Raw genomic sequence first — 15,509 nt, 5'->3', positions numbered from 1 at the left:
CCCCGTGCCCGAGCAAAGCACACCGCCCGCCGCCAACCCCGGCGCTGAGCCTACCCACGATCCTTCCCAGGAGCTCGAGCCGACCTCGCTCGCACGCCAGCCGCGCGAGGTGAACCCGGCGCTGCCGAAGCTCCTCAAGCCGCGCCAGGTATCCCTGCGAGCGTTTGGTGTGGTGCTTGGCATCGAGCTGCTGGCGGGGCTGGGCTGGGCGCTGACGAGCTGGACCTGGCTGGCCTTCGCGCTGCTGTTTGGCGGTCTGCTGGGCTGGAGCTTTCGCCGACGCGGCGATGCCCATCGGGCGATCGCGGCCAACGAGCGCGCCCGCGAGCTGCTGGACCTCGGGCGCGCCGACGAGGCCGCGTCGCTGCTCGATCAGCTCCTCGCCAGCCGTCGGACCCCACCCAACATCCGCCCGCTCGCCGCCTACTACCGGGCGCTGGTGGCGATCCGCCGCGGCGAGTTCAGCGAGGCCCGCGAGCGCATTCACATGGTCGTCGACTCGGGGTGGCTGGGCAATCGCAAGACCCTGCAGAGCCTGGCGCCAGCGGTGTACGCCGCGGCAACCTTGGCCTCGGTGCTCGATGGCGACCTGCAGGCGGCCGTTCGCTGGCGCGCCGAAGGCCACCGCTGCGCCGCGGATCTCGAGCGGCATTGGTTCGTGGCCAACGCGTTTCTGCTGGCTCGCGACGACGCCTGGGAGCAGCTGCTGCGTGAGCTCGGCAGCAAGTGGGACGCGATCGAGGGCACGGTCTCGGGCGCGGGGATCCGCCAGCTGCAGCTGCTCGAAGCCTACGCGCTGACGCGGCTCGGCGAGCGTGAGGACAACTACCGCGGCGTGCACTCGGGTCAGGAGATCAGCGCGCTGATCCACGGGATCCGACCGGGCCGGTTCGACTACCTCGCGCGCTGCTGGCCCGAGCTGCGCGAGTTCATGCAGGCCCATGGGTTGTTGGCGTGACGAACACCATGACGCCGCTGCTCCCTCGACGATCGCTGTGGCTCGCGGCCCTGGCCGCGCTCGCCGTCGCGTGCACGGTCGCCGAGCCGCGCACCGACTCTGCGCCGCCCGTCGCGGCCCCACCACCAACCGCTGACCCGGCCGCCCTCGAGCGTGCCCGCGCGTTTCAGCTCGAGCTTGACCGTGAGCTGCGCGAGGACGATCGCTCGTTCTTGACGGTGGTCGCGGCCTACTACCTCGCGCCCGGTGAGCAGCTGAAGCTCGCCCGCTTCAACGGCAGCTGGGGTCCGCCCGCCAAAGCTGACGACGCCGCGCAGCTGAGCTTCGAGGCCACGCCCGAGCAGCTGCTGGTGACCGGCATCCGCGAGGCCACGGTTCGCGAGACGACGCTGATCCCCCTTGGCGACGGTGACGGTGACGGAGAAGACAGCCGCTTCGCCGTTGCGATCTCCCCGCAGAGCGAGAGCTGGCGGGTCCAGATCCACGACCGCGACGCCGAGCTGCGCGCCAGCTTCCCCGGCGTCGCGTGGTTTCCCATCGACGGCGCCGTGATCGTCACCGCCCGGTTTGAGCCTTCGCCCACCCGCGAGGGCGTGCTGCTGCAGACCAGTCGCGGGCTGACCAAGACGCTGTACGTGGTCGGCGAAGCCCACTTCGAGATCAACGGCCAGGCGCTGAGCTTGCAAGCGTTCGGCTACGCGCCAACGGCCACACCCAACGAGCCGCTGCTGATCCCGTTTCGCGATCAGACCAGCGGGCACCAGAGCTACGCCGCGGGCCGCTACCTCGAGCTTCAGGCCCCCACCGGGACCGCGCTCGAGCTCGACTTCAACCGCGCGACCAACCCCTTGTGTGCCTACAGCGAGCACTTCAACTGCCCGGTGCCGCCCCGAAACAACACGCTCGAGGTCGCCATCCGCGCGGGCGCGGGCTCCCCCACCGCGCACTAGAACGCCGCCGGGGCCAGCTTATCGTCGATCTGCGCGCAACCATGATCGACCACGGCTGCTCACGGCACAATGGACCCGTGCACCTATCCAAGCGACTCCTCATTGCATTGACTGCGGCCGCGAGCTTCATGCTCGTCTCTGGTGATGCCTTCGCCGTGCCCGACCCCAGCGGCGACGAGGGCCTCGCCGGCGACATCTCCACGGCCTGGTTCATCTCGCCGCTGCCCAACGAGGTGTTCGAGGGCGCACCCGTGATGTTCGACGCGGAGATCGGTGTGTACCAAGGCCTCGACGATGGCCCGATCACGACGGTCGAGGTGTTCGTCAACGACGTGTCGATCGGCGTCCAAGACTGTCCCGATGGCTGCACCTTCGCCGACATCGTGCTCGATCAGGGCGTCCACTCGCTCAGCCTCCAGGCCAGCACCGGCTACACCACCGGCGTCACGGTCTACGTTGACGAGGAGCCCCCGTCTGGCACCGACGACGGCGGCGGCACCGACGACGGCGGCGGCACCGACGACGGCGGCGGCACCGACGACGGCACAACCGACGGCGGCACAACCGACGGCGGCACCACCGACGGTGGCGGCGGCGGTGGCGGTGGATGCAGCGTTCAAGCCACGCCACCCTCGCCGTGGGCACTGCTCGCGCTCCCGTTGTTCTTGCTCGTGCCTGCGCTTCGCCGCCAGCGCTGAGCGCCGCTCGAGCCATGCCCACAATGAGCACGCGCCACGCATTGGCTGTCGGCGCCCTTGCTTTCGCGCTCAGCGTCATCGCGCTGGGCACGGCATGCGGCGGGCCCCCAAGCGCGGACGCCAGCGAGACCACCCCGACCAGCAGTGAGTCCGGCGGTGAGTCCTACGACTGCGCGGACCTCCCTGCCCCGCGGGTCCGCCAGCTCGACGGCCCGATCGGCGCCGCGGACATCGCCTTCGACCCGCTCGGCAACCTGATCGGCAGCAACACCCAAGATCTATTTCGGGCCACCAGCGCCACCGGTCAACCGGCCCTGTGGGTGCCCGGCATCCCCAGTCGCGCGGCCGTGCGGCAGCTGTCGGACGGCCGCCTCGCCGTGGTCCAAGAGATGTTCTTTCGGGTCTTGGTGCTGACGCCAGACGGCAGCTCGGCGCTGCTGGCCGGCAACCTCGAGTACCCGTTCGGGCTCGTCGAAGATCGCGACGGCAACATCTTCATTGGCGATGAGATCCGCGTGATGCGGGTCGACGCGGCCTCGGGCGAGGCCGAGGTCTGGCTCGAGACGCCGGACTTTTCGTCGCGGTGGCTGAGCTTCGATCGCGACTACGACGGCCTGTTCATCGGAGGCCGGAGTCCCACGATCTACCGGGTGCCGATCAGCGCAACGGGCGAAGCCGGGACCCCCGTCGAGTGGGGCACGCTGCCGCTCGACGACAACCCACCGCTCGATCCCTCGGACACGGGCACCGACACGGGCACCGACACAGGCGGCGAAGACCCCGGCGGCAGCGAGACCGGCGGCGAAGATCCCGGCGTGCTGACCCTCGTCGATGGCCTTGGCGTCGACGCCTGCGGCAACGTGTACGCGGCCGAGTTTCACTCGCGCGGGCTCTACAAGATCCCGGCCGGCGGCGGTCTCGGCGAGCTATTCGTGGACTGGAACGAGATCGAGTACGGCCACGGACTGCAGTGGGGCTCGGGGATCGGCGAGTGGAGCGAGACCTCGCTGTTTCTTCCCCAGCCCTACAACGAATACAACGTGATCGAGGTCGAGATCGGCGTGCCGAGCAAGCAGTGACGCCGACCTTGCCCCGATACATGTTCATCCCGCGGGCGAACCCAACCTCGATCGCGACCGCTTCGTTGAGCGGGACGCAGCGTCCGCCTGATCGCCATCGCCTCCACGGTGTCGCGCGAGGTGGGCAGACCACGCGAGGCGCCGGTGGCACGACGGAGCAAGGCTGCTCATCGTGGTCGACTGGGAACCGGGCTCGGCCTGGCGAACGTCGCTCCTGGGCCACTCACGCCGGTTGCGAGCAGTATCGACCTCATCGATGACAATCATCTGACCAGCCTATTTGTCCGAGCGCCGTCGTCGCGAATACTGGATTGGGTGCGTCGAGGCAGCGGATTGTTCTCGACGTCGTGCGTGAATCACAATCATCGCATGTGAGAGCTGCGTTATCCCGTACCAGGATCACCCGTGACCCGCTTTACCAATCGTCTTCGCCATCAGATCGTCAACTTCTACTGTCAGAACACTGCGGCGGCAGGTCTGCTGGCATCACGCGCACCTGAGGCGCCGGTGCTGGACGAGGTGCTCGCGCTGTTCGCCGCCCCTGGCAAGCGCAGCGAGCCCGATGTCTCGTCCCCGCGCCCGCGCCCGCTGACTCAGAGCGGGGTCGAGGGTGAGCTGGCTCGATTGGAGCGGCACGCGGCCGTGCTCGATGGTTGGCTCGCGGGGCGACCCGATGCCCTCCGCGGATACACGCGCGATGCCGAGGCTGTCGAGGATGTCGAGGCTGTCGAGGCGCGGTGGTCGGGGCTCGAGACGCTCGAACGGCAAGCTGGCGAAGCGGGGCGACGTCTGATTCTGGAGTCCGGGGGCTCCGAGCGGGTGCCCCTATTGTGCCGGCTGATGATCGTCCACCTAGCGACGCAGATCGAGATGATGCGCACCGCTCACGGGGCGCGGCGAGGCGGCTGGGCGGCCGCGGACGAGCGCCTCGAGGCCACGTTTCGCTTGTACGCCGAAGCGCTCCGGGAGGCGGCGGATGCCGCCGTGACGGCGCGCTCGAGGTCGATCGCTCAGGGCTGTGACGGTGGCATCATCGACCCGTGGGCCGACGATGAGTACGCCGCGGACTGGACGGCCTGGTATGAGAAGGTGCTTGTCAACGAGCCCAACGGATCGCAGCTTCAGCACTACCTCGCCCACGTGACCCGAGACCTCACCCTCGAGCTGCAGGACGCGGTCGCGGGCGTGGTGCGCTGCTGCGCGACCGCGGTCGGCGTGCCGCCAGAGGGCTGGTACGCGGGATCGAGCCCGCTGCGGTTTGGCGACCGGGTCGTGCTCCGTGGCGGCAGCGCCTGGCCGATCGGCAGCGGCGGCCTGCTCGGCGCTGCGGGGACCCTCGACGAGGACGAGGGGCCAGCGGTGTGGACGTTGCTGGGTGCGCAGAACCAGCAGCCCGGAGCCGCGCTGATGACTGAAGACGTGTTCCAACTCCAGTCCACATCGGACGGGCGCTACCTCCACGACAGCAAGTCCGACTGTGGCCCGATCCTGGCGGACGGCCCGCAGGCGGGCGGTAGCTTCTTCGTGCGCGCCATGGAGATCCCGCGCGGGCAGCCGGCGACCACCCGCGCTACCTATTTCCTGGTCGGCGCTCATTCGGGCGCCTATCTGCAGATCGGCGGCGAGGGGGCGCTGGGTCTGCGGCCCTGGACCAAGACAGATCATGCCGGTCCTGTGTTTCCGACCTGGTCCTTCGTCGAGGCGCCGGCGCCGACGCCAACGCCGACGCTCAGGGCCGCGACGCCCCCCAGCGAGAAGGACCTGACCGTGGCCTTCTTCAACACCATGGGGCACCTGACGGGGATCCCACCTTTCCAGATGGTTGGCACCGTGATCGGGCTGGTGTGGCCGAAGGAACCGGTGCCGACGTGGGCAGAGATCCGGGCCGAGTTTACCCGGATGATCGGCGAGGCGCTGGCCACGTTCGAGCTCGGTCAACTGTCGAATTACATCGATGGGATCGAGCGGAAAATGCAGACGTATCATCACAACGCCAGCACCTTCGGGCCCAACGCCAACCCGCTCCAGCTGGACAACCTGGCTGACGAGTTGAAGTCGATCAACGGGGATCTGCTGCTGAATCTCAGCAATGTGCTCTACTCCGCGAACGCCGGACTCCTTCAGACCTTGCCCTACTTCTGGAAAGTGGCGCGCTACAAGACGGTCCTGATGAAGGAACTGGAGCTGTACGAGAACACCGCGTTCGATACCCAGTTCCAGATCAACGCGTTCGTGGATGAATCCCGGACGCCGATGGTCGCCGTGCTGAACCAGCTGATGTCAAATCGCATGGGTGAGATCAGCTCGTCCCCCGAGCGCTACAATGAAGGGTTCGGCGCCTATCTCCTGCGCTACCGGGACGCGCGCACCGGACAGGTGTTCAACGTCTCGAACAGCGCGTTCATGACGACGACCAACTGTCACGCGTCCGTGGACTACGCGGGGTACAACAACTATGCGCGGAACCAGCTGAAGTCGTATCGTCGCAAGATCCGCGACAGCTTTCTGCGAGATGTGATCGAGACCGAGGTCGTGCCCTTCAACGCGCTGGTGGAGCTCACCAAGGACCTGGCAGACGCCGACGCGCCGGGGCGATCTGCTCCGATCACCATGGTGGCCAGCGGGGACGACTCCTGGACAGTGTCTTGATTGCGTGCTCACACCCGCTGGTCCGTGCGGACGGGGGCGTCGACCCGCTGCGGGTCATGGTCGACCTCACCCGACGATGCAACCTGCGCTGCGGGTTCTGTGCATCACGCTCCGATGACCCTCACCCGGAGCTGTCGGGGGCGGCGCTGCTCGACATCCTGCGCGCCGCCGACGAGCGCGGGGTGTTCGAGGTGACGCTCACGGGCGGCGAGCCGCTGCAGTGGCCGGGGCTCGAGGACGTGGCGGCGGCGGGGGTGCGCCTGGGGTTCACGTCGCTGCAGATCGCCACCAACGCCACGCTGATCGACGCGCGCGGGCTCGAGCTCGTCACGGCGCTCGCGCCTCGTCGCGTTCGTATTAGCCTGGATGGTCCCGTGGATGTGCACGAGCAGGTCAGGGGACCGGGCACCTTTGCGCGCGCCCTGGCGGGGCTCCGCAGGCTCCGCAGCTGCGTCGACCAGGTCGAGGTGGTCACCGTGGTGCACATGGGGAACCTCGGCCGCTGGCGGGAGCTGACGCAGATGTTGGTGGCCGAGGGCGTGGCCGCACACGATCTCTCGCCGCTGCATGCGATACCCGGCTGTGGGATGGTGCCGCTGACACCCGCGGCGCTGCGCGAACTGAAGCTGGAGATCGCAAGCATGCGCGAGGACCTGCCGGCGGCGTTTGATCTGCGCCTCTCCAGCATGGCAGCGGGCACGCCCTCGCTGTCGGCTCCGATCTCCGAGCTGACAGGGGCCCATCTGCGCGGCCTGTACGTCCTGGTCCAGCCCGATGGTACGCTGCTGCGAGGAGCGCCCGCGAAGCCGGGCTTTCCCAGTGGACACGACCAGCTCGGTCGTATTGGCGACACATTGATGGATCGCTGTCTCGACCGCCATCCGATGCACTTCAGCGAGCCAGCACCCCATGCGCTCGACCTCAGCTGGGCGCATCCCGCAGCGCTCTTCGGCCGAGAGCCGCGACCGTTGGACAGCACGCTGGCGCAGCACATCCGGGACAGCCCTGGCCGGTTTCGAGTCCGACGTGACGAGCGCGTCGTGCTCTTGTTCGATACCGGGACATTTCGTGTCCATGTGGTGTCCCCCACTGCAGCGGCTCGCCGCCCGTGAGCGTCAGCTCGAACACCCCGCGCTCGTCGGCGGCGCGCGGGATGTCAATCCGCGCCCCAGCGCTCAGGCCTTCGGCGCGACCTTGCCCTGATACATGTTCATCCCGCAGGCGAACCCGACCTCGCCGCTGGCCGGCACCACGACCTCGATCTCGACCGCCTCGTTGAGCGGCAGCGTCCGCTTGATCTCCATCGCCTCCACGACCAGCTCTTGCCCGCAGCCTTGCTCGGTCGTGCGGGTGAACGCGAGCGTGACCTTGCTGCCGGCCGGGGCCCGAACCTCCGAGGGGTGGTAGCCGCCCGCGTCAACGATCACGTCAATCCGCCCGTCGCCGTCGATCTCGACCAGGTCCGCCGCCGCGTCGGGCTTGTCGTCCGCCGCTGGGGTCGCGGGCGCGGCCTTGTCCGCCCCAGGCTTGTCCGCCCCAGCCTTGTCCGCGCCAGCCTTGTCCGCGCCAGCCTTGTCGGCGCCAGCCTTGTCCGTGCCCTTGTCGCAGGCGGGCAGGCACACCAGCGCCGCCGCAAAACCAAGCGCCAAGAAATTCGTGATCGTCTGATTGCGCAACATGTCGTCTTCGCTTCTACAGATCTTCGCTCGATTCGAGCTTCGCTTCCACCGGCTCGTCTAGGCGCACGCGCACGCTCGGCTGTCGCCGGTTTGGGCCAACTCGCTGGACGACAGCGGCCCGCCGCGCGCGCGCGAACCTGATCTCTTCCATCCAACACCACAGCACCGGGACCACGAACAGCGTGAGCAGCTCGATCAACATGCCGCCGAGGATCGGCACCGCCATCGGCGCCATCACGTCACCGCCGCGCCCTTGTGACGCAACCACCGGCATCAGGGCTAGCAAGGTCGTGGCCGTTGTCATCAGGCACGGACGCACGCGTCGCTTGCCCGCGTCGAGCGTGCGCGCGCGGATCTCCTGAACCGTCCGCGGCGGCGCGCTCGCAAATTTCTGCGACAGATACGTGGCCATGACCACGCCGTCGTCGGTCGCGATCCCGATCAGCGCGATCACACCCACCCAGACCGCGACCGACAAATTGATCGGCCCGACTCCAAGCAGCGCGCCCATGTTGGTGCCGAGCAGCTCGAAGTCCATGAACCCCGGCTGGCCCCAAGCCCACAGCAGCAAGAACCCCCCGCTGACCGCGACCGCGACGCCCGAGTAGATCATCACCGTCACCGCGACCCGCCTAAACCGCAGGTGCAGCAGGATGAACACCAGCGCGAGCGCGACCGGGATCAGCACCAGCAGGCGCGCCTCGCTGCGCAGCTGGTTCTCGTAGCTGCCCGAGAACCGATAGCTGACGCCGTCTGGCAGGACCAGCTCCCCGCTTGCGAGCGCGGCCTCGATCCGCGCGTGGGCGGCCTCGACGGCCTCGACCTCGGCGACCTCGGCGACTCGATCGAACAACACGTAGGCCGTCGCGAAGGTGTCCTCGGCCTTGATCATCTGCGGCCCGCGGACGTAGCGAACCTGTGCGAGCTGCCCGAGCGGGATCGGCTCTTGGCCCGCGACGGCGATCGGCAGGCGCTCGATCGCCGGGAGCGAGTCGCGATCTTCCCGCATGTAGCGAACCCGGACCCCGTAGCGCTCGCGGCCCTCGACGGTGCGCGTCAACACCATGCCGCCAAGGGCGACCTGCAGCTGATGCTGGACCTCGGCGATCGTCAGGCCCTGGTGGGCGATCTCGCGGCGATCGAGCTCGAGCTCGAGGTAGGGCTTGCCGACCACCCGATCCGCGAACACGGTCTCGGCCCGCAGCTCGGGCACGTCGCGCAAGATCGGCTCGAGCGCCAGGCCAAAGCGCTCGATGCTCTCCAGATCCGGCCCCGCGATCTTGATGCCCATCGGCGCCCGCATGCCGCTTTGCAGCATCACGATGCGGGCGTTGATCGGCATGAGCACGGGCGCGCTGGTCAACCCTGGCATCTGCGCCGCCGCGACGATCTCGTCCCAGATGTCTTGGGTCGTGCGGATCTGGTCGCGCCACTGTCGGACCCGGCTGCCGTCGGCCTCGATCCTGTACTCGGGCACGTAGGTGATCACCGTCTCGATCATCGAGACCGGCGCGGGATCCAGCGCGCTGTCGACCCGCCCGAGCTTGCCGACCACGCGATCCACCTCGGGGATCGCCGCGATCGCAGCGTCGATCTGCTGCAGCATCTCGAGCGCTTGGCCCAGCGACGCGTGCGGCATGGTGGTGGGCATGTACAAGAACGCGCCCTCGTCGAAGGGCGGCATGTACTCGCGGCCAAACCCGGGGGCGGCGCTCACCAAGGTCGTGGCCACGGTCCCGCGCTGGGTCTCGTCCTCGTCGATCGCCCAGCCAAACACCCGCAGCGCGCCCAGCCACACCGTTGCGCCAAGCAGTACGACCAGCGCGGGCGCGAGCATGAACGCGAGCTTGTGTCGCAAGAACACCCGCAGCAGCGCCGGGTACAGCCACATGAAGGCGCGCAGACCCACGACCACCCCGCCAACGATCCCGCCCACGAACAGCGCGTTGACGGCGACCCCGGGCGCGGGCCCAAGCGGCAGCCAGCTGCGCGTGAGCGCGAGCGCGACCACGATGATCGCCAGGACGTTCTCGACCACCACCCCAACCGTCACCGCTTGCTTGGGCAGCAGCGGTCGGGCCAGGCGAAACCCCGCCATTGCGAGGACCAACAGCCCAAGCCCAACGTGGACCCACATCAACAGCGCGAGCCCGAGGCCCGCGAGCACCCAGTCGCGCAGGTGAACCCACCGCAGCATCGACGCCAGAGCCCGCCGACCGGGGCCACCGCGCGGGTGCGCGGGCTTGGTTGGCTGCGGGCGCATGAGCACCAGCGCCAGCGCGGGCAGGATCAGCAGCGACAGACCCAGCGCGCCCACCATCGCGTAGGTCTTGGTCAGCGCCAGCGGGGTGAACAGCCGCGACTCGGACGCGGTCAGGCCAAACACCGGCAAGAAGCTGACGACGGTGGTCAACACCGAGGTCACGACCGCTGGCGCGACCTCGGACGCGGCCCGGCGCACGATCTGGGCGCGCTGATCAATCGAGCCCGCGCCCGCGCCCGCTTGCAGCCGGGTCGCGATGTTCTCGGTCAGCACGATCCCGATGTCGACCATCGTGCCGATTGCGATGGCGATCCCCCCAAGCGCCATCACGTTGGCGTCGACGCCGGTCAGCTTCATGACCACGAAGGTCGCGAGCACGCCAAGCGGCAGCATCGCCGAGATCAACAGCGAGCTGCGAAGGTCTCGCAGCAGCACCAACACCACGATGATCGTGACCAGGATCTCCTGCCACAGCGCCGTCGAGAGCGTGTCTAGGGTCTCGTGGATCAGCTCCGTGCGATCGTAAAACGGCACGACGGTGACCTGGCTCTCGCGCCCGTTGGCCAGGGTCTTGCGCGGCAGCCCGGCTTGGATCTCGGCGATCCGTTGCTTGACCGCCTCGATCGTCTCGAGCGGGTTGGCCCCGTAGCGCGCGACCACGACCCCGCCCACGACCTCGGCGCCAGCGTCGTCGAGGGCGCCCCGGCGCTGGGCCGGACCCATGCTGACCCGGGCCACGTCGCGCACGCGGATCGGGGTGTGCTCGTGCGAGACGACCACCGCCTCTTCGATGTCGCGCTGATCCTCGATGAAGCCAACGCTGCGGATCAGGTACTCGACCTGGTTGATCTCCAGGGTCCGCGCGCCAACGTCCAAGTTGGATCCGGCGACCGCCCGCGCGACCTGATCGAGCGTGACCCCTTGCGCGCGCAGGGCCTCGGGATCGACGTCAACTTGGTACTCCCGGACAAACCCACCGATCGACGCGACCTCGGACACGCCCGACACCGACTGCAGGGCGAAGCGCAGGGTCCAGTCTTGGATCGAGCGCAGCTCGTGCAGATCCCAGCCGCCCACGAGCTCTCCCGTGGCCGGATCGTGGCCCTCGAGCGTGTACCAAAACACCTGGCCAAGCGCGGTCGCGTCGGGTCCCAGGGTCGGGCTCACGCCCTCGGGCACGGTCCCCGGTTGCAGCGAGGCGAGCTTCTCGAGCACGCGGCTGCGCGCCCAGTAGAACTCGGCGTCATCCTCGAAGATCACGTAGATCGTCGAGAACCCAAACGCCGAGGCGCTGCGCACCGTCTTGACCGCCGGGATCCCCAGCAGCGCGGTCGTCAGCGGGTAGGTGATCTGATCCTCGATGTCCCGCGGCGAGCGACCCGGCCACTCGCTGAACACGATCTGCTGGTTCTCGCCGACGTCGGGGATCGCGTCGACCGGCACCGGCGAGCGCGGCAGCGGGCCGGTGTCCCACACGAAGGGCGAAGCCCACACGCCGGCCAGGGCGATCAGCAGCGCGAGCACGAACACGGCGAGCCGGTTGGCCACGAACCACCCGAGCAGCTTCGCCCAATTGTCGTCATGCTCGAGCGGCTCGAGCGGCTCGCCAGATTCGTCGTCGTCACCGAGATCCAGATCCAGACTCTCGATCTCCCCCGACATCGACGCCGAGACACCCGACTCGCTCGACTCGACCACGCTAGCGCCCCCCCCCGCCAGCGCTCACCGGGGCGCCGGCCGTTGACAATAGGTACTGGCCCGGCTCGATCGTCGAGCGGAACTCACCGCAGCTGAGCATGCTCTCGCCGAAGTAGCTGTTGGCGAGCACGTCGGTGGCTTGGATCCACTCGGCGCCCTCGTTGGCGCCGGCCATCGGGCAGAACGCCAAGCGCAGCGGCGTGTCGAGGGGGTTGCCAAACACCGCCAGGATCTGCTGCGCCAGGCCGCTCGCGTGCAAGAAGGCCCCGCGCGCGCCCTCGATCGCCTGCGACTCCGCGGCCTGCTTGGCGTGGGACTCCAGCGCCGCCCCGATCACCGACCACGCCTGGTCCGCCGCCGAGTCGCGAGCCGGCGCGACCGCACGCGTGGCCTCGAGCATGCGCCCGGCCGCAGCTTGGGCCGCGTGCCAGTCGTCGTCGGCCAGGGCCACCTGCATGTCCAAGTACGCGCCAAGCACCGCCGCGAGCTCGCTGCGCAATTTTTGGTTGGGCTCGATCCGTGCGAGCGGCTCGCGCTCCGCGTTCGCGTCGGCCTGCGTCATCATGCTCGCGCCGCCGCGGATCTGCAGATCCGCGTCGATCGCAAACGCCCCGTGCACGACCACGCGCTCGCCAGCGGACAGCCCCGCGACGACCGGATACAGATCACCCATGCGCGGCCCCAGCTCGACGACCCGGGGCACGTAGCTGGGACGCCCGCCCTGCTCGGTCGGCGGCAGCTCCACGTAGACCAGCGAGCGCCGCCCGGTGAACAGCGGCGCGGTGACCGGGACCACCAGCGGCTTTTGCTTGGCCTCCCCGACCGCGCCGCCGCGGACCACGGCCTCCACGAACATACCCGGGCGCAGCTTGCCGGTGGGGTTGTCGACCTCGACCCGCACACGCGTGACCCGCCGACGCGCGTCGACCAGCGGAGCGATGAACGCGACCTCCCCCGTGAACCGCTCGCCCGCGAGCGCCTCGACTTCAATGTCGACGCTCTGGCCTTCCATCAAGGCCGGCAGGTCACTCTCGTAGGCGTCGAGCTGGACCCACAGGCGCGAGAGATCGGCGATCCGAAACAACACCGTGCCGGCTTCCACGTACTGGCCCTGGGTCGCAAGCCGCTCGGTGACGGTGCCGCCGTCGGTCGCGTTGATCGTCACGGACTTGCGCGGCGCGCCAGCCTCGGCCATGCGATCGATCTCGGCGTCTGCCAGCCCGAGCAGGCTCAGGCGTTGGCGGGCGGCCGCGAGCGTGGCCTCGGCCGAGGACCGCGCCAGCTCGCTGGCGTTGCGCAGCTTGGTGACCGACTTGTTCGCGGTCAGCAGGTCTTGGTGGGCGGCGTAGACCTCGGGGCTGTAGAGGCTGGCGATCGGCTGGCCGCGGCGCACGACCGTGCCGGTCTCGCGCACGAACAGCTTGTCGACGCGACCGCCGATCCACGCGCTGACGTTGCGCATGCGGCTCTCGTCGACCTCGACCCGGCCGAGCAAGCGCAGGTCCACGCCAGGGGTTGCGATCCGCTGAACGGCGACGGTCTCGATCCGCGCGAGCACGGCCGCGCGCTTTGACAGCACCACTTGCTCGCTGCCGCCACCGACATCCGTGAGCGGGATCAGATCCATGCCGCAGATGGGACAGTCGCCGGGCGTTGGCTGGCGGACTTGCGGGTGCATCGAGCAGGTCCAGACCTCGGCGCTGTCCTCGTGGGCGTGGTCGTTGGGCTTGGCGGGTGTGACGAGCTCGGGGACGCAGCGGCCCAGTCCAAACGCCAACAACGCGACGATCGGGACCAGCAGCCACGGCAACCATGAGCTGGGCGCTTCACTGGGGATCTTGCTCATGGCTTGTCAGCCTCCGGTCGCGGATCCTGGGGTTGCGCGGCAGACTGGCCCGCCACGCTGCGCCCGACGATCGCCTCGAGATCGGCCCACGCGATCGCGTGCTGGGCATGCAGCTGCACCGCCGCCAAGCGCAGCTCGAGCAGCTCGCGCTCGGCCAGCAAGATCGCGGCGAACTGGACGTCCCCCGTCGCGTACCCGCCCAGCGTGGACTCGAGCGCGCTCTGGGCCTGGGGGATCAGCGTGTCCTCGTGCAGGGCCGCGCGGCGGGCCGTGTCGCGGATCTGCGAGAGCGCGGCGCCCAGCTGCGCCGTCGCCCGATCCCGCGTGGCCGCCCACTCGGCCCGCGCGGCCGCGGCGTCGGCCTGTGCCGCGCGCTGGTCCTCCGCGTAGTTGCGCTGCCACAGCGGCAACTCCAGCCCGACGCTGATCGAGACCGCGTCCTTGCCCGAGTCCGCGACGTTGTCCATGCGCGCCGGCCCAACCTCGACCCAGTCAACCCCCACCGAGAACCCAGGCGCCCGCGCGTGCCGGGCTTCCTTGACCCGCAGATCCCCGACCTCCGCCTGCGCCTGCCAGCGGCCCAAGCTGGGATGATCCACGAGCGCCTGGCGCAGCGAGGCTTCGCTGGCGCGTGGCTGGACCAAGGTTGGCAGCTGCGAGGTGGTTGGCGTTGGGGTGTCGGGCGGCGCCGCGACGGCCCCCAGCAGCGCAGCCTGGGCCGCGCGCTGAGCCTCGCGGAGCCCGTCGATCTGATCGGCCAGGCGCGCGCGGCCAAGCTCGAGCTGCTGGACATTGGCGAGCGACGCCTGCCCGACCTCGAGCCGACCCCTCGCGATCTCGATCAGCGACTCGTACAGCTCGAGCTGCTCGCGCTCGACCACCTCGATCTCGCGCAGCGTCCACAGCTGCCAGTACGCAACCAACACCCGCGCCCGCAGCTCGAGCGCCGCCGCCTCGAATTTGCGCTGCTCGACCCGGGCCGCCGCCGTGGCTGCGTCGGCCCCCGCGAGCAGCTCGCCCGGCCACGGGAACCGCTGATGCACCCCCAGGCGATGCCGCTGCGGCCCCACGCGGGTCTCGACCGGCGACACGAACACCGCGTAGGTCAGCGTGGGCGACGGCATTCGTCGCTCGCGCGCGACCCGATGGGTCGCCGCTCGCCACCGCTCCCAGCTGGCCCGCAGCTCGTGGCTTTGGACAAGCGCGTAGGTGACGTAGGGCTCGGGCGTCCCGTCGAAGCGCGGCAGCTCGCTCGCGGCCCCCTCGTTGCCGAGCGGCGCGTTGGACCCCGCCTGCGGCACGGCGGCCAAGCCCACGCCCGCGCGCTCGAGCTCGGCCTGCATGGATCGCTGCGCACTCCCGGCGCAGGCCGTGCTCAGCCCAACCACCAACACACCCGCCAGCGTGGTGTTGGCGCGGCTGCGCGATCGCGCTCCGCGTGCGCCCGTGGTGTCACCTTGCAGCAGCGAGTTCTCGAGCACGTTGTGTCGCCTCGTCGGGTCCCGTGCCGCGTCCACCTAGCTCGGACGCAGCGGCAGCGTGAGCGTTACAGATCTCGCCGATCTGGGAAAGCCTGGGCGGTCACCTCCAACGCGGCGACCTTCGCACCTCGCCGCTGCAGCCGCTGGCGCACACCCGCGCCACAACGCCGACCTGGTGAGCGCACCGCGACCAAGGCTATGCTGCCCC

General features: G+C 69.4%; 10 protein-coding genes. 6 read left to right on the top strand and 4 right to left on the bottom strand.

All coding sequences use genetic code 11. The features are described from left to right. The first annotated feature begins 4 nt into the window (after positions 1-4). The 6 genes from DB30_RS25830 to DB30_RS25805 all read left to right on the top strand — a co-directional run bounded on the left by DB30_RS25830 (position 5) and on the right by DB30_RS25805 (position 7,446). Entirely contained in the window at positions 5-958 is a 954-nt protein-coding gene (locus DB30_RS25830) for a hypothetical protein (RefSeq protein WP_052553698.1), read from the top strand. Continuing rightward, the gene (locus DB30_RS25825; protein WP_052553696.1) at positions 955-1,908 is read left to right on the top strand and encodes a DUF1684 domain-containing protein; all 954 of its coding nucleotides are present in this window, start codon (positions 955-957) and stop codon (positions 1,906-1,908) included. Before DB30_RS25830 ends, DB30_RS25825 begins: the two co-directional genes overlap by 4 nt. Positions 1,909-1,985: 77 nt before the next feature. Then, positions 1,986-2,606, top strand: coding sequence for a hypothetical protein (locus DB30_RS25820; protein WP_146660611.1), 621 nt, complete (start codon positions 1,986-1,988; stop codon positions 2,604-2,606). 23 nt (positions 2,607-2,629) lie between these two features. Then, positions 2,630-3,685, top strand: coding sequence for an SMP-30/gluconolactonase/LRE family protein (locus tag DB30_RS25815; RefSeq protein WP_052553692.1), 1,056 nt, complete (start codon positions 2,630-2,632; stop codon positions 3,683-3,685). Between the two features lie 405 nt (positions 3,686-4,090). Continuing rightward, positions 4,091-6,334 carry a hypothetical protein gene (locus tag DB30_RS25810; protein WP_052553689.1) on the top strand — a complete coding sequence of 748 codons (2,244 nt, stop codon included), beginning with the start codon at positions 4,091-4,093 and terminating at the stop codon, positions 6,332-6,334. 56 nt (positions 6,335-6,390) lie between these two features. Continuing rightward, positions 6,391-7,446 carry a radical SAM protein gene (locus DB30_RS25805; protein ID WP_052553687.1) on the top strand — a complete coding sequence of 352 codons (1,056 nt, stop codon included), beginning with the start codon at positions 6,391-6,393 and terminating at the stop codon, positions 7,444-7,446. 63 nt (positions 7,447-7,509) lie between these two features. Here the strand turns inward: DB30_RS25805 and DB30_RS25800 are convergent, their stop codons facing one another. Genes DB30_RS25800 through DB30_RS25785 form a run of 4 tightly spaced genes read right to left on the bottom strand, consistent with a single transcriptional unit; the run spans position 7,510 to position 15,301 of the window. After that, positions 7,510-8,013, bottom strand: coding sequence for a cupredoxin domain-containing protein (locus DB30_RS25800; protein ID WP_052553685.1), 504 nt, complete (start codon positions 8,011-8,013; stop codon positions 7,510-7,512). A gap of 13 nt (positions 8,014-8,026) precedes the next feature. Next, positions 8,027-11,974 carry an efflux RND transporter permease subunit gene (locus tag DB30_RS25795; RefSeq protein WP_240480326.1) on the bottom strand — a complete coding sequence of 1,316 codons (3,948 nt, stop codon included), beginning with the start codon at positions 11,972-11,974 and terminating at the stop codon, positions 8,027-8,029. Between the two features lies 1 nt (position 11,975). Further along, a complete protein-coding gene (locus DB30_RS25790) occupies positions 11,976-13,820 on the bottom strand; it encodes an efflux RND transporter periplasmic adaptor subunit (RefSeq protein ID WP_052553683.1) in 1,845 nt (614 codons plus the stop codon). Then, entirely contained in the window at positions 13,817-15,301 is a 1,485-nt protein-coding gene (locus DB30_RS25785; protein WP_052553680.1) for a TolC family protein, read from the bottom strand. Before DB30_RS25785 ends, DB30_RS25790 begins: the two co-directional genes overlap by 4 nt. Positions 15,302-15,509: the final 208 nt, after the last annotated feature.

The sequence above is a fragment of the Enhygromyxa salina genome (assembly GCF_000737335.2).
In the GTDB taxonomy this organism is placed as follows: Bacteria; Myxococcota_A; Polyangia; order Nannocystales; family Nannocystaceae; genus Plesiocystis; species Plesiocystis salina_C.
This window is presented reverse-complemented; position numbering and strand designations above follow the sequence as displayed.

Coding starts and splice junctions, on each gene's coding strand:
- DB30_RS25815 (WP_052553692.1), top strand. CDS start 2,630: ATGAGCACGCGCCACGCATTGGCTGTCGGCGCCCTTGCTTTCGCGCTC.
- DB30_RS25805 (WP_052553687.1), top strand. CDS start 6,391: ATGGTCGACCTCACCCGACGATGCAACCTGCGCTGCGGGTTCTGTGCA.
- DB30_RS25800 (WP_052553685.1), bottom strand. CDS start 8,013: ATGTTGCGCAATCAGACGATCACGAATTTCTTGGCGCTTGGTTTTGCG.
- DB30_RS25790 (WP_052553683.1), bottom strand. CDS start 13,820: ATGAGCAAGATCCCCAGTGAAGCGCCCAGCTCATGGTTGCCGTGGCTG.